This window comes from Candidatus Defluviilinea gracilis, assembly GCF_057138825.1.
This window is the reverse complement of record NZ_DBNHEF010000038.1, coordinates 1-19,530: the sequence shown is the minus strand read 5'-3', so window position 1 is coordinate 19,530 and position 19,530 is coordinate 1. Positions and strand designations below refer to the sequence as shown.

The window sequence follows — 19,530 nt, the reverse complement described above, 5'->3', positions numbered from 1 at the left end:
ATAATCCTGGTTAAAAGTCGAAGGTCAAAGGTCTCTTGTCTTTTCAGACTTTCGACTTTTGACCTTCGACCCCTGAGATGAGATGAAAATGCAACTGCGGAAAGTCCTGACGCTCCCCGCCGTTGACGATAAGCCGATACGCTGTGAGATGAAATTCCTTCACGAGGCTTTGCACGGTTGAATACAAGTCGGTGAGAAAAACAGAATCGGTTGAGTCAAATTCCATCAGCGTTTTGACCGCCCTCTTGGGAACAAGCAGAACATGAAACGGATACGCAGGCTTCGGGTGATAAAACGCCATCAGTGTCTCAGTCTCTCGTAGTTTCTTTACAGGAATGGCAAAACTCATGTGAGCGAACATCCAACCGATGAGGGGAGCAAAGAACCAAAGCAACCCGCGCCAATGACCATCCACCAATTCTCCAATTCTCCAATTCTCTGGTCTCTACTTTCTACTTTCTACTCTCTAAACTTGATCTCCCCATCCCCCATCGAAACAATACACGCCAACGACTCCACCGGCACGCCAAGCGATTCCAGCGCATCCCGTCCGCCTTCGAACGATTTCTCGATCAACGCGCCGATGCCGACAACTTGCGAACCCGACGCTTCTGCCAAACGCGCCAACCCGAGGATCGTCTGTCCGCTGGCGAGGAAGTCGTCAATGATCAACACGCGCTCATTGTGAGCCAAATATTCCGGCGAGACGATCAACTCAACCATGCGTCCTTTCGTGTGCGAGGGAGCGAGGGTCAAAAATACCTGATCGGGCATGGTCACCGGCTTGGTCTTGCGCGCGTACACCACCGGAAGCCCAAGATGGATCGCCGTCGTCAGGGCGGGGGCAATGCCGGAGATTTCGGCGGTCAGCACCTTCGTCGCGTGAACCGGGGCGAAGAGCCGCGCAAACTCGCGCCCGCAGGCATCCATCAACAGCGGGTCCACTTGATGATTGACAAAACTATCCACCTTCAAAATTCCCCCGCCGAGATTTTTCCCATCGCGCAAAATTCGCTCTTCAAGTTCCTTCATGTGTTCTCCTGTATCCCAAGTTTAACGCTCGCGCGCTTGCAACGACATTATAAACGCCTGTGTTAGAATCTTCCACGTGACCGACATCGTGCTGGCATCGAACTCCCCGCGCAGGCGCGAACTGCTCGCGCTCACGCAATGGAACTTCACCGTTTCAGTTGCGGACATTGACGAAACCACAAGAGAGAACGAATCGCCCGCCGAGTACGTTCTTAGACTCGCGGAAACCAAAGCCCGCGCCATTGTAAGCAGGATGGAAACCGGTCGAATCGTCCTTGCGGCTGATACGACCGTGGTGAACGGACGCGACATCCTCGGCAAACCCGGCAGTGACGCGGAAGCCCTCGCCATGTTGACTCAACTGCGCGGGCGGATTCACCAAGTCTACACCGGCATCGCCCTACTTCGAGCCAGCGACGGATTTCTCCTCACCGACCTGTGCGTCACCGAGGTGCCAATGCGAAAGTATTCCGACGAGGAGATGCGCGCGTACATCGCCACCCGCGACCCGTTCGACAAAGCCGGCGCGTACGCCATCCAACATGCGGAGTTTCATCCGGTTGAAAATCTGCGCGGATGTTTCGCCAGCGTGATGGGACTTCCGTTATGCCACGTCACACGATTGTTACGAAAGATGGATGTGCATCCAAACGCCGATGTGCCTGCAAATTGCCAAAAGCATTTGGAGTATGAATGTCCGGTGTATGAAAGAATATTGAGTGACACTTAATAACGCAAAGAATGAACTTTTTTGGCATGACCCCGAAGGGGTCAAATGATTCTAGATTTTTATGTGCAATAGATTCAATCCCGAAGGGGTGTCATAGCGCGCGAAACGTATATCATCCCTTCGGGATTTGGTCGTTGCTTGCCTCAGGCTATAAGCTTTCCATCCCTTCGGGATTGTTGAATTGAAAGGTAAAACATGAAATTATTTCGTCTCATCAGTATCATCCTCATCCCCGCATTTATTCTCGCCGCATGCGGCACCAATGGGATTCCCGGCGTGCCCACCGGAACCGCGTTGCCGCAACCGCTCGTCACCATCGACTCTGCGCCGGATGCGAGCGCGGCGCTCAGCGCGTACCTCGACGCCTACAAAGCGGACGATTACAACGCCATGTACACCATGCTCAGCAAAGTGACCACAGACGCGCTTCCGCTCGACCAATTTGCCAAGCGCAACCGCGACGCGTTGAACGAAATGAGCGCGGGCTCGTTCGATTACGTCATCAATTCGGCGCTGGTCAACCCGTTGTCTGCCGAGGTGGCGTATAACGTCACTTATCACACCGTGCTGGCGGGCGACATTCAACGCGACATGATCGCGCGCTTCACCCTCGAAGACGGGGGATGGAAATTGCAATGGGACGACTCGAACATCCTGCCGGAACTCGCCGGCGGCAATGTGCTCAAAATGGATTACAAGATCCCCTCCCGCGGGGAGATCTATGACCACAACGGCGACCCGTTCGCGGCGCAATCCGAGGTATACGCGTTCTACGTGATCCCCGGCAACGTCACCGATGAAAGCATCGGCACGCTGGTTGCGCGCGTGTGGGCGTTGTGCGGCATCAGCCCGGAAGTTCTCACGCAGGATATCCTCAACACGCCGGACCAGTTCGCCATTCCGTTGTGCGAGGCGTCGGCAGACGAATCCGCGATTATCCGCGCCAGTTCTCCGAGCGGTTTGCAATGGGAGCAGTACACATCCCGTTATTATTTCGAGCAAGGCACCGCCTCGAACGTCGTTGGATACACCACGTTTATTTCTGCTGATGATTTGGATACATATAAACGCCTCGGCTATCAAGGTTCGGAACGAGTCGGGAACGCCGGCATTGAACGATCGATGGAAGATTATCTCGCCGGCAAACATGGCGGCACGTTGTACGTGGTGAATCCGTCTAATGGGCAGATCGTGACGAAGGTCGGAGAGAGCGAACCGCTACCGTCTGAATCGGTGAACCTGACCTTGGACCGCAATCTGCAATACTACGCGGAAAAATCCATCGAGGGATTCCGCGGCGCGGTGGTCGTGATGGAGGTGGATACCGGGCGTGTGCTTGCCATGGCATCCTCGCCCGATTACGACTCGAATATCTTTGAAACGAACAACCCCAACAGTTCAGAACGAATCGCGGAATTATTTCAGCGTGTAGACGATCCGCTACTCAACCGCGCCGCGCAAGGACAATATCCGCTCGGTTCGGTGTTCAAGATCATCACCATGGCGGCGGGCATGGAGAGCGGGTTATACATCCCTGAATCAACCTTTGACTGTCAATACGATTGGACGAAACTTCCGGATACGATCCGCCACGATTGGACGTGGCAACATTGCGAAGATCGCGTCGCTTCGGGCAGGGAATGTAATACGCCCGATAGCCTGCCCTCTGGCTTGTTGACCCTTTCTCAGGGATTGATGCGCTCATGCAACCCGTTTTTCTATGATATCGGCTACACCCTATATCAAAATAACCGTCAGACCGATATTGCCAACATGGCGCGCGCGTTTGGTCTCGGTTCGCCAACGGGAATTGGTCAGATCACCGAAGCCGCCGGGAATATCAGCGATCCGCAAACTGCGATTGATGTTGTCAATCAAGCGATCGGGCAGGGCGATATGCAGGTCACGCCGTTGCAGGTGGCGCGCTTCATTGCCGCGCTCGGTAACGGTGGCACGTTGTATCGCCCGCAATTGGTCGAATCCATTCAGCCCATTGAGGGGGCGCCCACGCTGGTCTTCAAGCCGGAAGCGACCGGCGTCTTGCCCGTCACGCCGGAACGGTTACAACTCATCCGCGAAGCGATGATCTCGGTGGTGGAGGATACGCTCGGCACGGCGCATTTCCGCTTGCGCGGAATCCAAGTGCCTGTCGCCGGGAAAACCGGCACAGCCGAATCGGGAAGCGGCAGACCGCACGCCTGGTTTGCCGGCTATACCCTTTGCGAGGAAGCCGTGGATCAATTCCCCGTCTGCAAAGAGAAACCAGATATTGCCATCGCGATTATTCTTGAAAATCAAGGCGAAGGTTCAGACTGGGCGGCGCCGGTCTTCAAGCGCATCATCGAGACGTATTACTTCGGTTCACCCCGGACCATCTACTGGTTCGAATCCAACTTCGGCGTGACCGAAACCCCGACGCCCTTCGGCGGCATCCCCACCGAGACGCCGGAACAGTAATTGACAGAGGAGACCTCACAGGTCTTTAAGACCTGTGAGGTCTTTTGAGAATTGGAGAATTTGAGAATTGGAGATTCGCGGTCTGATCGTCAAAGCCCAGTCTGGATTCTTCACGGTAAAAACTGAAGATGGTTTTATTATTTGTCAACTTCGTGGAAAACTAAAGCAGGGAAAAGCCACAGGCGACATTGCCGCGCTGGGCGACAAAGTTGGCATAACAATTTTAGATGACGGAAGCGGGGTCATCGAAGAGGTTGAAGAACGCAAGCAAGCCATCACGCGGCTCGACCCGCGTCCGCAGGGCGAATATCAACAAGTCCTGCTGGCGAATCCAGACCAAGCCGTGTTCGTGTTCGCGTGCGCGCATCCGAATCCCAAATTGAAAATGTTGGATCGGTTTCTGGTCATTGCGGAGAAACAAAAAATCCACGCTGTCGTTGTTGCAAATAAAATTGATCTCGTTGACGATGCAAGGAAAATTTTTTCTTTGTATGAAGCAATCGGTTATCGCGTCATGTACACGTCCGCAAAAAATGGCGATGGGTTGGATGAACTTAAAAAGATTCTCGCGCAAAAAATCAGCGCGTTCGCGGGACCCAGCGGCGCGGGGAAATCGTCACTGCTCAATGCAATTCAACCCGGGTTGGGACTCGCCGTCAACGATGTAAGCACAGCGATGAATAAAGGGAAGCATACAACCGTCACGCGCGAGTTGTTCGCGCTCGACGACGGCGGCTACGTTGCCGATACGCCCGGCTGGAAGTCGCTGGCGCTGTGGGATACGACCCCTGAAGAAATGGACGCCTACTTCCCCGAATTGCGCGACCTTGTACAACATTGTCAATTCAGCGACTGCACACACATCCACGAGCCGGGATGCGCGGTGGTGGAGGCGGTGGAAGAGGGGCGAGTTTTCGAGCAACGGTATGAGTCGTATTTGAGGTTGAGGGAGGGGAGTAATTAGTAATTGGTAATTGAGGAGAGTGAGAATTGGAGGATTAGAGAATTAGAGACTGGAGACTGGTGATTGACGATTGACGATTGACGATTTACGATTGGGGACACTGATGACTACTTCACTGATAACTGATAACTCGATCACTGATAACTGGCACATAACCGGTCACCACTGGGCTGTGGATATGTTGCGGAAGCACATTGTCCGCGGGGGGGTGCGCCATGCGTATCTTTTTGCGGGACCTCCAGGCTTGGGTCGCCGCACGCTGGCGTTGCGATTCGCTCAGGCGTTGAACTGCCCCACGCCGCTTGAAGCAGGCGTCCCTTGTGGAACGTGCCGAGATTGCAAGCAGATCGAGTCCATGAAGCACGCGGACTTGACCGTGATCGAATCCGAATCCGAGGGCGGCATCCTAAAAGTGGATCAGATCCGCGATGCGCGGAAATTGCTCACACTCAAACCGTTTCAATCGAAGTATCGTGTGGCATTGTTCTTGAGGTTTCAAGAAGCAAACGACAACGCCGCGAACGCGCTGTTGAAAACGCTCGAAGAAGCGCCGTCTTATGCGGTGTTGATCCTCACTGCCGATAACGCCGAGCAGTTATTGCCGACGATCGTTTCGAGATGTGAAGTGTTGCGGTTAAGACCGTTGCGTGTTGAAGAAGTGCAAAGAGAATTAGAGACTAGAGGACTAGAGACTGGACGCGCGAAGTTGATCGCGCACATTTCGGGCGGACGCATGGGATATGCACTTCGGCTGATCGAAAACGATTCGCTTCTCGAACAACGCGAAGAAAAATTGAATGACCTGCTCACTTTGTTACCTGCCTCGCGCGTGGAAAAATTTTCCTACGCCGATAAACTCTCGAAAGACAAGGATGCAATGCGTCAGACAATTTTGTTCTGGCTTTCGTATTGGCGCGACGTGATGCTGAGAGTTTCGCAAGCCTCGACCCCGCTCGTCAATGTGGACCGCAACCTGGAGATCGAAGATATCGCCTCGCGCATGGACTTGTCCGTCTCGCGGCGCGTGGTCAGCGGGCTTGAGGAAACACTTGAGAAGATGGACAGGAATGTGAACTCGCGAATGTTGGCGGAAGTGATGTTGATGGATTTACCGAACGATTAACGTAGTGACGACTTCAGTCGTCAGAACCTGTAACGACTGAAGTCGTTACTACGAATAAGCCATGCCTTACGAATATCGCAAACTCTCGCCCAAGGAACGCGAAATCATTGTCAACTATCGCCGCACGCGCGGTTACCCGTTACACGCGCCGCCGCATCCGTTCCGTGAGGCTGGGGCTTATATGATCTCGGCGGCGATTTTTGAGCATAAACCCATCATGAAATCGCCCGAACGTCTGACTGAGTTTGAATCCCGTTTATTGACTGCCCTTCGCGAAATTGCGAAGGGCCTGGTCGCTTGGGTTGTACTCCCAAATCATTATCATGTCCTTGCCTATATTCAGGCATTGGAGCATGTATCAGCCGCGCTAAAACAGTTGCATGGAACAACCTCCCGCGAATGGAACATCGAGGACGGGCTAACGGGCAAACGCCGCGTCTGGTATAAATTTGCTGACACATACATCAGAAATGATGGTCAGCTTCATACGGCATTCAACTATATCCATTACAATCCCGTAAAACACGGTTATGTGAAAGATGCTTACGACTGGCAGTGGTCGAGCCTATCACTCTATTACGAAGATAACGGGAGAGAATGGCTTCGTGAACATTGGAAATCATATACTCCGCCTGTTGATTTTGGTAATGGGTGGGATGATGATGTGAAGAACGATTAACGACTAACCCACAGGGCGCTTCGCGGAGTCGTTACTACGGAGGAACACAAAAAATGAAACAACCGTCCCTGCGTGAAATGGCGATGATGTCGATAGACGAGGGCGAGGAAATCGCTGGCGCGTGGATCACGCCTTACATTCCCGAAGTGGGTATGTACAAGTTGCTCGCCAAGAAGAAAAAAGACGGCACGTTTGCATGGATCCATTTCATCCAGAGGCTGAACGGAAGGAAAGATATTGTCTTTCGCGGCGAGGCAAAGGATCAGGCGCAACTGGATGAACTGCTCGAAGTCGCCAACGGGAAATTGCAGGCGATCTTCAACGTTAAACTTCAACCCGCCGACGCGGATATGTACACGCTGGATGGAAAGGATGCGCCGCCGTTGGCGCAATAGGAGTAAACCATGTGCCGAACTATCAAAACATTACGCAGTGACATCCCCGCCACCGAGGAAGAGATTCGCGCGGCGGCATTGCAGTTCGTGCGGAAGGTGAGCGGCTACCGCAAACCATCCAAAGTCAATGAAGCGGCGTTTGAGAGGGCGTTGGAGGAAATTTCAAAAGCAACGCAAACCTTGCTACAGAATCTTGCTGTAAAAAACGGAACCGTAGTATCGGCACAAAGTTGAATTTCTTCCAGGCGTGGATCGCGCCGTAAATGAATCGTCCGCAGGTTTTAGGGCAAGCATTGTTGCCTTGCTGAACCCTGCGGGACGGTTTGATTCACTCTATCGCCGCGCGTAACTCCTTTGCCAATTTTCCAAATCGAACCGTGTCTAAATTTATCGCCTTGACGAGTGTATCATTTATGGTACACTACTGTCGTGGACAAAGAGCAGAGACAGCCGATTCTGAACGTGTTCTTTTATCGGACCGATGCAGGCAATGAACCTGTCCGCGAGTGGCTGAAAAGCCTTAACCGCGATGAGAAGAGGGTCATTGGCGAAGATATCAAAACTGCACAATTTGGTTGGCCCCTCGGGATGCCCTTGATCCGCAAATTAGAACGAGGACTGTGGGAGGTGCGCTCGAATACCCGTCATGGAATAGCTCGTGTGATATTTACAGTAAGTGGCAACACGATGATACTGTTGCACGGGTTTGTAAAAAAATCACAGAAGACGCCTCTGGATGATTTGAATACCGCCCGCCGCCGATTGGCAGATATAGAAAAGGAATAAGGCAATGAAAAGAAAAAATATGGGAAGCAACTTCGACGATTTCTTGCGTGAGGAAAAACTGCTTGAACAGGCGCAAGCGGTAGCCATTAAACGCGTCATTGCATACCAAATCGCGGAGGAGATGAAAGCCCGCAAACTCAGCAAAACAGAAATGGCAGACAAGATGCGGACCAGCCGCGCCGCTTTAGAACGCCTACTTGATCCCGCAAATTCGTCCGTCACACTTTCGACCTTGGAACGCGCCGCGTCTGCGTTGGGGAAGAAACTCAAAGTGGAACTGGCGTAAGTTGTTCAATTGCCTTAGAGAGTGTTTCAGAAAGGCTGAAAAAGAGCCTCAGCCACACACCTGCCCTGGCGGGCGGTGCCAGGGGAGAACACCGAGCCCACAGAGATTTTTTATAGGTTTTTCTCAGAGTTCTCTGCGCGCTCTGCGGCAAAGAAAGAGTTAAGAAACAGTCTTTTACGCAGAACGTCCCGCAGGTTTTAGGGCAAGCAGTGTTGCCTTGCTAAAACCCTTCGACAGGCTCAGGACAGCGCCTGCGGGATGGTTTGATTCATTCAATCGCCCCTCTCAACTTCTTTGCCAATTTCCCAAACTGGGACGTGTAACGAATCTCATCTTTGCGCGGGCGCGGCAGGTCAACTTCCATGTCCATTTTGATTTTGCCGGGACGTTGAGTCAGCACGAGGACGCGATCCGCTAAAAATAGCGACTCGTTGATCGAATGCGTCACCATGATGACGGTCTTCTGGCGCGCCTGCCAGAGGTTGGATAACTCTGTCCACATGCGTTCGCGGGTCATGGCATCGAGGGAGGCGAAAGGCTCATCGAGCAGAAGCAGGTCGGGGTCATGGATGAGCGCGCGCGCGATCGCCACGCGCTGAGCCATCCCGCCGGAGAGATCGCGCGGGAGCGAGTCTTCAAATCCCGTTAGCCCCACCAGTTCGATCATCTCGCTTGTTTTTTTGAGCGCGGTGGTTTCATCTACTTTGTTCACTTCGAGCGGAAGTCGGATATTCTCCGTCACCGTGCGCCAGGGCATGAGGGTCGCTTGTTGAAAGACCATGCCAATGCTCGGCTCTTCGCCGCGACCGAACGTGAACGCGCCCGACGTGGGCGGAATCAACCCCGCGAGAATTCGCAAGAGAGTTGTTTTGCCCGAACCCGATGGACCCAGCACGCACACAAATTCTCGCGCGCGAACGTTGAAGGAAACGTCATCGAGCGCGTGAAGTCCGCCGTTATCATTTTGGAATACGGCAGATAAGTTGCTAATGGTGAGGATTGGCGTATGAGACATTTTTTAAACCGCGAAGCACGCTAAGGCCGCGAAGTTTTTAAAGATTTCTTTGCGATCTTCGCGGTCTTAGCGGTAAAGTTTTCACGGCACAAACTCATTCGTGAACGCCTTGCTCAGATCAAGCGGTTCCGCGATCAAGCCCATCTCGAGCAAAACATTTTGCATGTTCTCCCACGCCTGCGGATCGGAGTAACCCAGTCGTTCCGCCTTCCATTGTTCGATGGAAACTTCGAGCACTTGTTTTTGCACATCGGCATCCAGTTCGGAAAAATTCGGGATATACGCCTTGCTGATCTCGAACGCCTCATCAGGACGATCAATCGTGTATTGCAATCCCTTCAAGAACGCGTCGACGAATGCCCGCGCGAGTTCGGGATTCTCCGCGATCACTTTTTCACTTGCGAGCAAACCGTTCGCCGCGAGTTGAGCATAATCTGCCACGCGCAACTCGGTCACTGCGATTCCCTGCGCGCGCAATTGCAACGGTTCGTTCGCCGCATAACCGACAACGATATCTTGTTGCCCCGCCGCCATCAGTTCCACTTGATTGAACCCGATCGCATCGAGAGTCACATCCGCTTCGGTGAGTTTGCCCGCGGCGAGCAACGCGCGCAAACCGATATAACTCGCGCCGAACAAACCGGGCAAGCCGATCTTCTTCCCTTTCAAATCCTGCGGCACAAGCACATTCGCCTCGCTTTTCGCGACCACCGACACGGGATATTGCTGATACCACGCGGCAACATACGTGACGGGCAATCCCTGCGCGCGCGCCAACAAAACCTGTTCGCCCGAAACGACCGCGAACGGCAACTCGCCCGCCGCCACCAACGCGACGCCGTCGGTCTCAAATTTGTAATCGAACTCGATCTCGATGCCCGCGTCTTTGAAATATCCTTTTTCAACTGTGACATAGAACGGCGCGTATTGGATGTTGGGGATGTACCCCATTGGCAAACGGATGTGGGTCAACGCTTCATTCTCGACGTTCGGCTTGCCGCACGCCGTCAACATCAGCGACAGCCCCAGCATGAGTAAAACTAATTTGCGAAACATGTAAATCTCCTTTTGTTGAGTAGACCTCACAGGTCTCAGAGACCTGTGAGGTCTGTTTGCTAATTTTGCCACTTCAAAAATTTATTCTCCAACATTCTCACGATCCCATACAACATCAACGCCAGCGCGATCAAGGTGAAGACGGCGACAAAGACCATCGGCGTGTCGTATTGGAAGTCGCCGAGTTGCAGTAAAAAGCCGAGACCACTTTCCGCGTCGACAAGTTCTCCCACAATCGCGCCGATGACCGAAAGAGTCGCGCCGATACGCAAGCCGCCGAGAAACACAGGCAGAGACGCGGGTACTTCTACCTTCCAAAGGATCTGCGCGCGCGAGGCGTGGAGGGAGTTCATCAAATCGTATAACGCAGTTGGCACAGCGCGGACTCCCACAATCGTGTTCACCAGCACGGGGAAGAACACGATCAACGCGCAGATGACCACCTTCGAGAGAATCCCATCTCCGAGCCAGATGACCAGCAACGGCGCAATCGCAATGACGGGAATCGCCTGACTCGCAACAAGATACGGCGACAACACTTTTTCCAGTGAACGCGATTTGGCGAGGGCATAACCTACAATCGTGGCAAATGTTACGCCGACGATGAGTCCCAGCACGATTTCGCTCAATGTGATGGCGGTGTGATGCGGCAAACTTCCATCGCTCATGGCTTTGAGGAAACGAGTCCACACGCTGAGCGGGGAGGGCAGAATGAAGTTGGGGATTCCGCCGAAGCGCGTGAGCAGGTCCCAGCCGAGGAGGAAGGCGAGAACGGAGAGGAGGATGGGAGCGAGTTTCTTTGGCATACCTAACGCTTATTGCTAGTCTTTCGTCTTTCTTCTTTCGTCGCGGCGCTTCGACTACATTCCCCTTCGACAGGCTCAGGCTCGTTCCGCTCGGCGGGGAAAACAAAAAGCGCCGCGAAAGGTCGGGGCGCAGAATCAGACATCCCTGAGTCCGAAACGAATAAAAATCCCGAAAACATCGTGCGTTTTCGGGGATACGTCGAATCAGACTCGCGGTGAGTCGATATCCTTCTTTCATCCAGACTATGACTGTCGGCTCTGGAATTACACCAGTATCGTGCCGTATGACCGACTTAAGTCGGTTCTACCTGCTCGCGGGCTGTACCGCCGATCGGGAATTTCACCCTGCCCCGAAGGTTGTATTCAATTGACGCGATTATACGCCAACTTACTTCAACTGCGACTTGATCTTTTCAGCCGTGTCTTTATAACCCGCGAGTTTGTCGCGTTCTTTTTGCACGAGCGCGGCGGGGGCTTTGTTGGCGAAGTCGCCTGCGAGTAATTTTTCCAATCGCTCGATGTGCGACTCGGCTTCCTTCAATTCTTTTTCAAGGCGCGACTTGTCTTCGGCAAGGTCAACCATGCCCGCCAGCGGCAAATAAATTTCGACAGAGCCGACGACGAGGGAAACTGAATCGCTGGGTTTCTCCGCGAGAGATTGGAGATTGGAGATTTGAGATTGGTTGAGCCCGGCAAGCGCGGCAATGACAGAGGATTGCTCATTTAGCAAATCCATCTTGTCACCGCCGATGATCGTCGCGGATAATTTTTTCGATGGCGCGACATTCTCCTCCGCGCGCAAATTGCGGATGGAGCGCACGATCTCTTGAATTAGCTCGAAGTCGGCGAGCTTCGCTTCTTCCCACCCTTCGGGCTGACTCGGCTGTGGGAACTTCGCCACAACGAGAGCGGCGGGCCAATCTTTGCAGAGACCGGAGATCGGGGACTCGCGTAACGCGCTTCGCAAGTGTCCCCAAATTTCTTCGGTGACGAACGGCGTGAACGGATGCAACAATCGCAAGCAAGTATCGAACACGCGCGCCAAAGTTTCAATTGTCTGTGTGTGAGTCGCTTCGTTCTTCATTTGCTCTTTCGCAACTTCCACATACCAATCGGCGAAATCAGACCAGATGAAATCGTAAATTTGTTGCCCAGCCTGCCCGTATTGGAAATTCTGGAATTGTCGCTCCACATCGCGGACGAGTTGGTTGAGGCGGGCGGAGATCCATTGATCGGCGAGAGTCCAGTGATCAGTGGACAGTGATCGGTCATCAGTATCCGAAACTTGAAACGTGGAACCTGACACCGTGTTAATCACAAACCTGCCCACATTCCAAAGTTTGTTGGCGAAGTTGCGGTTGGCTTCGACGCGCTTGACCGAAAGGTTCATGTCGTGCCCGGGCGTGGAACCAACCAGAAGGGTGAAGCGAAGCGCGTCCGTGCCGAATTCGTCCATCACGGTGAGCGGGTCGATCACGTTGCCATACGTCTTGGACATCTTGCGTCCATGCTCGTCGCGCACCAAGCCATGCAGATACACGGTGTGGAACGGCGCTTCGCCGGTGAATTCGAGTCCCATCATGATCATGCGCGCCACCCAGAAGAAGATGATGTCGTAGCCCGTTTCCATGTAGGTGGTCGGGTAAAAATATTTCAGATCGGGCGTTTCTTGGGGCCAGCCCAATGTGGAGAAGGGCCACAAGCCCGATGAAAACCACGTATCCAACACATCGTCATCCTGGCGAAGTTCTTTCGAGCCGCACGTCGCGCATTCCGTTGGGTCTTCGCGCGTCACGGTCATATGCCCGTCCGCGCAATACCACACGGGGATGCGATGTCCCCACCACAACTGCCGGCTGATGCACCAGTCTTTGATATTTTCGAGCCAGTTGAAATACGTCTTCTCGAATCGTTCGGGAACAATTTTTATTCGTCCATCGCGCACGGCATCGAGTCCCGCTTTCGCAAGCGAGTCCATTTTCACGAACCACTGTTCGGAGATCATTGGCTCGACGATCTCTCCGCCTCGTTGCGAGCGCGGGATGGTTGTGGTGTATTTCTCTTCCCTGATGACGAGTCCCGCGGCTTTCATGTCAGCCCACAGATTTTTCCGCGCTTCGTATCGGTCCTGACCTTTGTACTTGCCTCCGTTTTCGTTGACCTTCGCCTCCACATCAAGCACGGAGATAATGGGCAGGTTGTGTTTCTGCGCGATGTTGTAATCGTTCGGGTCGTGACCGGGCGTGATCTTGAGCGCGCCCGTGCCGAACTCCATGCTCACGTATTCATCCGCGATCACGGGAATCTCGCGTCCAAGAATCGGCACGATGACTGTCTTGCCGATGAATTTTTTGAATCGTTCATCGCCGGGATGCACCGCCACAGCCGTATCGCCGAGGATTGTTTCCGGGCGGATGGTGGCGACGGGGATATACCCGACTTCCGATTGTCCAGCAGTTGAACTGCTGGACAACATATATTTGAAGTAATACAGCGTCGCTTCTTCTTCGCTATATTCCACTTCGATATCGGAGACCGCAGTTTTGAGTCCCGGCGACCAGTTGATGAGACGCGCTCCACGGTAGATCAGTCCCTTTTCGTAGAGGCGGACGAACGCCTCCCTTACGGCGCGACTCAGCCCATCGTCGAGGGTGAAGCGTTCGCGACTCCAGTCACACGAAGCGCCGAGGCGTCGGATCTGAGTGGTGATGATGTTCCCGTATTTGCGCTTCCATTCCCATGTGCGTTTGAGGAATTCCTCGCGTCCGAGTTCTTCGCGCGTCACTTCCTCTTTTTGCAGGAGGTCGCGTTCCACCATGAGTTGCGTGGCAATGCCAGCGTGATCGGTGCCCGGCACCCACAGCGTGGAGTAGCCCTTCATGCGGTGATAGCGGATCATCAGGTCTTCGACGCTGACGAACATGGCGTGACCGAGATGCAGTTCGCCCGTCACGTTTGGCGGCGGGATCGAAATGACGAACGGCTCGACGTTCGGATCAAAGCCCGGCTTGTTGGGGTCATTGTGCGGTTGAAAGAATCCGCCCGCCTCCCACATCGCATAGATGCGCGACTCGGTGGCTTTGAAGTCGTAGGCTTTGGGTAGTTCGTGTTTGGTCATTTGGTTGCTCCTTCGGTGTAGACGAGGAAACAAGTACGCACGTATACACGTTCCTTGTTTCCTTGTCTACTTGTTTACCTGTGTACGTTTTCCTTAAACAAAAACACTCCGTCCAATCAGAGGACGAAGCGTTTCCCTTCGGCATTGCTCAGGGCGGCGGCTCCGTGGTACCACCTCAATTCGTTGTTAGTTAAGTAGTTCTTCGTGGGATAGTTTGATAGTTGTTTGGTTCCAACGAAGAAACCATCAAACTATGTAACTATAAAACTAACAAACGCTCTTGAATTTGCTGTAACGGGCAATCCCGCGACGGTCTAATTACCAGTGATCAGTAAACAGTTATCAGTGGTTTTCTTCGCCAGTAACTTCAGATGACTTCGGCGTTGTTTTCCTGTGAGCGCTTCCACTGTGCGCGCTCTTCTCTATCAGGCAATCTTTCGCCTACTACTTCTGAATGGCTGGGATTATAAAGAGGGTTGAAATCTGAGTCAAGCGATTATTCGCCTGTAATTGTTGAGCCCTTCCAATCGAATAGACTGAGCAAAGCATTGACCATGACCAACAGCCCAAAAATAATGCCGGGTTGAAACAACAAGAGAAGAAGGTAGCTCCATTTGTTCCCAACCAAGACTTCATGCAGGATAAGGAGAAAGGGAATGCCGCCATACATCACTCCGCCTATCGCCATGGTAAACAGATAAATTGGATGATGCGTGCGAAACCTCCCTGTCACCAGCCAGCGGATGAACAATCCTTGCATACGCCCCAATTCGGCTTGAGTCTCTGCGTACCCCAATCCTGATCTATTCCGTGCTGTCCGATAACCGGGCCAGCCAATGAGAAGCCTTGCGCGCTCATCGTAATCGGCTAGATCATATCGATATGACGGATGAAATACCTTCTTCGCTTTTGGCATGTCTCGTCTCCCTGTCTTTGTTGGCGGAATTATAAAACCTCACCGCGTTTTTGATATAATCCCCTCATCGCCCTGGTAGTTCAATGGATAGAACAAGGCACTCCTAAGGCTTAGATGTGGGTTCGATTCCCGCCCGGGGCATAGATATAGACAGATCGTTCCGCCGTTTATCATGAAACGCTAATAAATTTCCTCTTGCAAAACCGGTAGGGATATAGTAATATTCAAAGCGATGAACGCTAGGGTGCCCCCCTCACCCTGGCGTTCATCATTTAAGCGCATGGCGGGGAATTGCCTAAACTATTTTCTTCTACAACTTCGCAAACCTGCTGACCACCTTCGCCATCCCGGCGGGACGATCCATCACGCCGCCTTGATGGATTCCAATCGGTGTGCCTTCTTTGGCATACGCCAACTGCACGAATGCCTGACCCGTGATGAATCGCTGTCCGTCAATCGCGCAGGAGGTGACGAAGCCAATGCGCTCGCCGTTCGCGTTGACGACAGGATCCCCGTTGTGCGCCATGCGCGTGCGTTGCTCGTCGAAAGTAAATCGAATCACCACGCCTTTGCGTTCCTTCTCACGCGCAACGAACGCCTCGCGTCCGATGAACCACGGCTTGTACGTTTTCACATATGAACCAAATCCGCCTTCGGCGACGCCAAGATCACGTCCATCAAGTTTGCCAGAGCCAAGTCCCATTTCATGCCCATACAACGGAAGTCCCGCCTCGGTTCTCAACGAATCTCTCGCGCCCAAACCAATCGCTTTCACGCCAAACGACTCGCCCACTTTCAGAACCGTATTCCAAAACTCGACCGAGCGCTCAGGATGGACGAACAACTCGAACGCCATCTTCTCGCCCGTGTAGCCCGTGCGCGAAACGATCAGATCGAAATTACCAATTACTGCATTACATAACTCAGTCCTTTTGAGCGCAATTACTTTCTTACGTGTCTCATCATCCACGCCCATCGCAAACAACACATCACGCGACTTCGGACCTTGAAGGGCGATATCCACTCGCATGGCAGAACCAGACTTCACGTCGCGCAAGTTGCGGATCTCCGCGTTGTATCCAAACGTCCGTGCCCACGGACGCGCGTTATCAATTTTCACTTTTCCATCGCGCACACTTTCGAGCCACGTGCGATCCTTATCGTCATTCGATGCGTTCACGACCACGAGAAAATCATCCCAGCCGCGCCGATACACGAGCGTATCATCCAGCACATCCGCATCGGGCGTGAGGAAATGCGTGTACAACGACGCGCCCGGTTGCAGTCCGCCGCAATCGTTGCCGCATACCGTATCCAAAAACGACGCCGCATCCGCGCCGCGCACATCATACACGCCCATGTGCGAAACATCGAACAGCCCCGCCGCCTGCCGCGTCGCCAAATGCTCCTCATAAATAGACGTGTACACCACAGGCATCTCCCACCCCGCGAACGGAACCATCCGCCCGCCGAGATCGCGATGGACTTGATTCAACGCCGTCTTCTTGAGTTCACCCTCGGATTCATTCCATGTGAACGACGGCAACGCCTCTTTCGCGGACGTGGAGACTGCTCCCACGTAGTAAGGTTTCTCTGCGCTGACGCCGTTTCCGCTCACCTTCGCGGGCTTCAACTTTTTCCAATCCATCACGATGGTTGGACCCGGCATCCTCCTCGCGCTGAAATCTTTTTCGCCGTTCAACACAAACGATGTGTATCCATCCGACAGATCTCGCAACCATGTTGCTATGACTCCCGCCTTCGCCGCAGGGACTTGTAGGTAGTACGCGCCCATGTCCACGCAGGTGAGCGTTCCCTTGACAACTCCTTTTGGCGTAGCGATCGTTGTCGCTTGCGATTCTCCCGGCTTCAACGCGCTCAGATCGGACGACACTGCGAAATCCAGCATCTGTCGCACGCGGAAGCCCGTCAACTCAAACACACCAGTTTTAGATTTGTCATCAATGAAATAGTAATGCGGATACCCGCTCTTCTTATATTTGAAATCAATCCCCGCCTTCTCTGTCAACTTACGCACGCGCAACTTCGCGTTATTCAACACATTGAAATCCACCTTCGCGCGGCGTTGACGTCCCTTGCGAACGGTATCCACCGAGTGAGGCGCGCACGCGAGCAGAACATCCGCCATGATGTCGGCGAGTTCGCGCGTCATCTTTTCGTTGAAGCCGCGTTGCGTGATCCAGGGCGTGCCGAGCCGAATGCCCGAAGGATCCATCGAGTTCTTGTCGCCGGGAATCGTGTTGCGATTGACGACCACGCCGACGATATCTAAAATGCGCGAGGCTTGGTCGCCGCTGAGTCTCGTGCCATCCTCGCCAACAATGCTTGTGCAATCCACGTTCACCAGATGCGTATTCGTTCCGCCAAACGGGACGCGGAGTCCGCGCTTGGTGAATTGATCCGCCATCGCTTTGGCGTTTTTGAGAGTCTGAGATTGGAGTTGTTTGAACTGTTTCGTTTGAGTCAGTTTGAAGGTCAGCGCGAGAGCCGCGAACACGTTGACGTGCGGTCCGCCCTGTTCGCCGGGGAAGACGGCTTTGTCAATCTTCTTCGCGATCGCCGCATCCGTCGTCATCAACACCGCCCCACGCGGCCCGTCAATGGACTTGTGCGTGGTAGACATCACAACATGCGCGAACCCGATCGGCGAAGGGACAACGCCCGCCGCGACCAGCCCGCCGATGTGCGAAATATCCGCCAGAAAATACGCGCCGACTTCATCCGCAATTTCGCGGAACTTTTTCCAATCGGGCATCCATGAATAGGACGAGTAGCCCGCGATCATCAGTTTCGGTTTGTGTTCATTCGCCAACGCGCGGACGGCTTCATAGTCAATTTTTTCGTTCTGGTCAATCGTGTAATGGACAGCCTTGAACCATTTGCCACTGCGGTTGACCGACGAACCGTGCGAGAGATGTCCGCCATGAAGCAGGTTGAGTCCCATCACGGTACTGCCCAACTCGATCAGCGCGTGATAAACCGCGTTGTTCGCGGGTCCGCCGGAGAGCGCTTGCACGTTGACGTAAATCTGGTCGGCAGAAATTCCGTTCGCGGCGAAGGTCTGCGCGGCGCGGCGACGGGCGAGCGCTTCGACCGTGTCCGCATATTCGACTCCTTTGTAGTAACGCGGATCGCTGTCCCGGCGATATTCCGCCAAACGCATCGGGTAATCGAGGATCTCGTCATCGTCCATCCAGCGCGTCTCTTCATCGGGATAACCTTCGGCGTAGATATTTTGGAACGCGGACGATAACGCCTCGCGCACCGCCATCGGCGCAGTGGATTCGCTCGCAATGAGGATCAACTTGCGCGCCTGCCGCTCCTGTTCGAGTTGGGTGAGATCGTAGACATCCTTGTCAAGTTTTTCGAGCGAACCGCGGAAAAGAAAGTCGGACATTGTGTATCTCCTTGAGAGAGTTATTTTTTGTCTAACTACCCGGCACTTTCCTTTTTTGGACGCTGACCGCGAAGCGCGCTGAAAACGCTGATAAAAACTTTTTTGCCCGTTTTTTGAGAAATCCGCGTTTATCTGCGTCCCATTTTTAAAACTGTCAGGTAGGTAGTTTTTTGTTAATTCGGACAATCCGAATTGTAGACGTTATCGCCAAGCGGGGCAAGTCCCGAACGCTGGTTGGTGACAAACGTCATAATTGAAATTGGATGTGCGACCCCGTATGCTATTCATGGAGGTGTTGTATGGAACCGATCATCTTCCTGTATCGAAGCGGATGCCTGCCTGCGTTTCCATTCAAGCCCGGGATTGTTCGCTACGATATCGAAAAGGCTCTTGAAAACCGTTATCGAAGCCATCAACGAAAAATCAAACTGATTGCCTGGGTAAAATCGCTGGCGTCGTTCGAATGGCTTCTACGCCATCGTTATCAAACTCCGCTTCACCCGCGCCCAAAACCGGTCGCGGTCCACGTTCGCAAGCGAAGGTGATGGATTGAGAAAGATTGATCCGCAGATTGCGCAGATGACTTTAAAAATCCGTGAAATCCGCATCATCTGCGGATTTATTAAGTGATGTTACGCAGTAGGGCTCGTAATGCGAGATTTATCTCGCCTTTCAGGTTATTCTTGTGCAAAAGCGACATGAATGTCGCGTTACGGAGACCAGACTGGCTTCAACTGCGTAACATCAGT

The 19,530-nt window shown here is 53.3% G+C and carries 18 protein-coding genes, 1 tRNA gene and 1 riboswitch; of the genes, 11 read left to right on the top strand and 8 right to left on the bottom strand.

Annotated features, from left to right (window positions below; translation table 11 throughout):
* Positions 1-43: 43 nt before the first annotated feature.
* Both AC16KF_RS04905 and xpt read right to left on the bottom strand, forming a co-directional pair.
* Complete coding sequence (locus tag AC16KF_RS04905; RefSeq protein WP_484036183.1) at positions 44-415, bottom strand: HIT domain-containing protein; 372 nt, start codon at positions 413-415, stop codon at positions 44-46.
* Between the two features lie 44 nt (positions 416-459).
* Positions 460-1,032, bottom strand: coding sequence for a xanthine phosphoribosyltransferase (xpt, locus tag AC16KF_RS04900; RefSeq protein WP_484036182.1), 573 nt, complete (start codon positions 1,030-1,032; stop codon positions 460-462).
* A gap of 76 nt (positions 1,033-1,108) precedes the next feature.
* On the opposite strand from xpt, the gene AC16KF_RS04895 reads away from it, so the two are divergent.
* From AC16KF_RS04895 to AC16KF_RS04855, 9 genes are all read left to right on the top strand, one after another.
* Positions 1,109-1,762, top strand: coding sequence for a Maf family protein (locus AC16KF_RS04895; RefSeq protein WP_484036181.1), 654 nt, complete (start codon positions 1,109-1,111; stop codon positions 1,760-1,762).
* Between the two features lie 195 nt (positions 1,763-1,957).
* Positions 1,958-4,219, top strand: a complete 2,262-nt coding sequence (locus tag AC16KF_RS04890; protein ID WP_484036180.1) for a penicillin-binding transpeptidase domain-containing protein — start codon at positions 1,958-1,960, stop codon at positions 4,217-4,219.
* Between the two features lie 67 nt (positions 4,220-4,286).
* The gene (rsgA, locus tag AC16KF_RS04885; protein WP_484036179.1) at positions 4,287-5,183 is read left to right on the top strand and encodes a ribosome small subunit-dependent GTPase A; all 897 of its coding nucleotides are present in this window, start codon (positions 4,287-4,289) and stop codon (positions 5,181-5,183) included.
* Positions 5,184-5,286: 103 nt separating this feature from the next.
* The gene (locus AC16KF_RS04880) at positions 5,287-6,306 is read left to right on the top strand and encodes a DNA polymerase III subunit (RefSeq protein WP_484036178.1); all 1,020 of its coding nucleotides are present in this window, start codon (positions 5,287-5,289) and stop codon (positions 6,304-6,306) included.
* Between the two features lie 61 nt (positions 6,307-6,367).
* Complete coding sequence (locus tag AC16KF_RS04875) at positions 6,368-6,985, top strand: REP-associated tyrosine transposase (protein ID WP_484036177.1); 618 nt, start codon at positions 6,368-6,370, stop codon at positions 6,983-6,985.
* A gap of 53 nt (positions 6,986-7,038) precedes the next feature.
* Complete coding sequence (locus tag AC16KF_RS04870) at positions 7,039-7,380, top strand: hypothetical protein (RefSeq protein ID WP_484036176.1); 342 nt, start codon at positions 7,039-7,041, stop codon at positions 7,378-7,380.
* A gap of 9 nt (positions 7,381-7,389) precedes the next feature.
* On the top strand, positions 7,390-7,614 hold the full coding sequence (locus AC16KF_RS04865) for a DUF2277 domain-containing protein (RefSeq protein WP_484036175.1): 225 nt from the start codon (positions 7,390-7,392) through the stop codon (positions 7,612-7,614).
* Between the two features lie 195 nt (positions 7,615-7,809).
* The gene (locus AC16KF_RS04860; RefSeq protein ID WP_484036174.1) at positions 7,810-8,166 is read left to right on the top strand and encodes a type II toxin-antitoxin system RelE/ParE family toxin; all 357 of its coding nucleotides are present in this window, start codon (positions 7,810-7,812) and stop codon (positions 8,164-8,166) included.
* 4 nt (positions 8,167-8,170) lie between these two features.
* Complete coding sequence (locus tag AC16KF_RS04855; protein WP_484036173.1) at positions 8,171-8,452, top strand: XRE family transcriptional regulator; 282 nt, start codon at positions 8,171-8,173, stop codon at positions 8,450-8,452.
* 268 nt (positions 8,453-8,720) lie between these two features.
* Here AC16KF_RS04855 and AC16KF_RS04850 read toward each other — a convergent pair whose 3' ends face one another.
* The 5 genes from AC16KF_RS04850 to AC16KF_RS04830 form a co-directional block, all read right to left on the bottom strand.
* On the bottom strand, positions 8,721-9,467 hold the full coding sequence (locus AC16KF_RS04850; protein ID WP_484036172.1) for an ABC transporter ATP-binding protein: 747 nt from the start codon (positions 9,465-9,467) through the stop codon (positions 8,721-8,723).
* 81 nt (positions 9,468-9,548) lie between these two features.
* Positions 9,549-10,523, bottom strand: a complete 975-nt coding sequence (locus AC16KF_RS04845) for an ABC transporter substrate-binding protein (protein WP_484036171.1) — start codon at positions 10,521-10,523, stop codon at positions 9,549-9,551.
* Between the two features lie 59 nt (positions 10,524-10,582).
* On the bottom strand, positions 10,583-11,329 hold the full coding sequence (locus AC16KF_RS04840) for an ABC transporter permease (RefSeq protein WP_484036170.1): 747 nt from the start codon (positions 11,327-11,329) through the stop codon (positions 10,583-10,585).
* Between the two features lie 222 nt (positions 11,330-11,551).
* A riboswitch (FMN riboswitch) is annotated at positions 11,552-11,691 on the bottom strand.
* Between the two features lie 26 nt (positions 11,692-11,717).
* Positions 11,718-14,447, bottom strand: coding sequence for a valine--tRNA ligase (locus tag AC16KF_RS04835; protein ID WP_484036169.1), 2,730 nt, complete (start codon positions 14,445-14,447; stop codon positions 11,718-11,720).
* 496 nt (positions 14,448-14,943) lie between these two features.
* Positions 14,944-15,363: a hypothetical protein gene (locus AC16KF_RS04830; protein ID WP_484036168.1), complete on the bottom strand. Its 420-nt coding sequence runs from the start codon at positions 15,361-15,363 to the stop codon at positions 14,944-14,946.
* Positions 15,364-15,432: 69 nt separating this feature from the next.
* Between AC16KF_RS04830 and AC16KF_RS04825 the strand changes: the two genes are divergently transcribed.
* Positions 15,433-15,504 (top strand) — tRNA-Arg (locus tag AC16KF_RS04825).
* Between the two features lie 169 nt (positions 15,505-15,673).
* On the opposite strand, the gene AC16KF_RS04820 is transcribed toward AC16KF_RS04825, so the two are convergent.
* Complete coding sequence (locus tag AC16KF_RS04820; protein ID WP_484036167.1) at positions 15,674-18,781, bottom strand: serine hydroxymethyltransferase; 3,108 nt, start codon at positions 18,779-18,781, stop codon at positions 15,674-15,676.
* Between the two features lie 299 nt (positions 18,782-19,080).
* On the opposite strand from AC16KF_RS04820, the gene AC16KF_RS04815 reads away from it, so the two are divergent.
* Positions 19,081-19,326 carry a hypothetical protein gene (locus tag AC16KF_RS04815; RefSeq protein WP_484036166.1) on the top strand — a complete coding sequence of 82 codons (246 nt, stop codon included), beginning with the start codon at positions 19,081-19,083 and terminating at the stop codon, positions 19,324-19,326.
* Positions 19,327-19,530 lie beyond the last annotated feature (204 nt).

Coding starts and splice junctions, on each gene's coding strand:
- AC16KF_RS04880 (WP_484036178.1), top strand. CDS start 5,287: ATGACTACTTCACTGATAACTGATAACTCGATCACTGATAACTGGCAC.
- AC16KF_RS04840 (WP_484036170.1), bottom strand. CDS start 11,329: ATGCCAAAGAAACTCGCTCCCATCCTCCTCTCCGTTCTCGCCTTCCTC.
- AC16KF_RS04875 (WP_484036177.1), top strand. CDS start 6,368: ATGCCTTACGAATATCGCAAACTCTCGCCCAAGGAACGCGAAATCATT.
- AC16KF_RS04870 (WP_484036176.1), top strand. CDS start 7,039: ATGAAACAACCGTCCCTGCGTGAAATGGCGATGATGTCGATAGACGAG.
- AC16KF_RS04850 (WP_484036172.1), bottom strand. CDS start 9,467: ATGTCTCATACGCCAATCCTCACCATTAGCAACTTATCTGCCGTATTC.
- AC16KF_RS04815 (WP_484036166.1), top strand. CDS start 19,081: ATGGAACCGATCATCTTCCTGTATCGAAGCGGATGCCTGCCTGCGTTT.
- AC16KF_RS04845 (WP_484036171.1), bottom strand. CDS start 10,523: ATGTTTCGCAAATTAGTTTTACTCATGCTGGGGCTGTCGCTGATGTTG.
- AC16KF_RS04830 (WP_484036168.1), bottom strand. CDS start 15,363: ATGCCAAAAGCGAAGAAGGTATTTCATCCGTCATATCGATATGATCTA.
- xpt (WP_484036182.1), bottom strand. CDS start 1,032: ATGAAGGAACTTGAAGAGCGAATTTTGCGCGATGGGAAAAATCTCGGC.
- AC16KF_RS04820 (WP_484036167.1), bottom strand. CDS start 18,781: ATGTCCGACTTTCTTTTCCGCGGTTCGCTCGAAAAACTTGACAAGGAT.
- AC16KF_RS04835 (WP_484036169.1), bottom strand. CDS start 14,447: ATGACCAAACACGAACTACCCAAAGCCTACGACTTCAAAGCCACCGAG.
- AC16KF_RS04890 (WP_484036180.1), top strand. CDS start 1,958: ATGAAATTATTTCGTCTCATCAGTATCATCCTCATCCCCGCATTTATT.
- AC16KF_RS04865 (WP_484036175.1), top strand. CDS start 7,390: ATGTGCCGAACTATCAAAACATTACGCAGTGACATCCCCGCCACCGAG.
- AC16KF_RS04855 (WP_484036173.1), top strand. CDS start 8,171: ATGAAAAGAAAAAATATGGGAAGCAACTTCGACGATTTCTTGCGTGAG.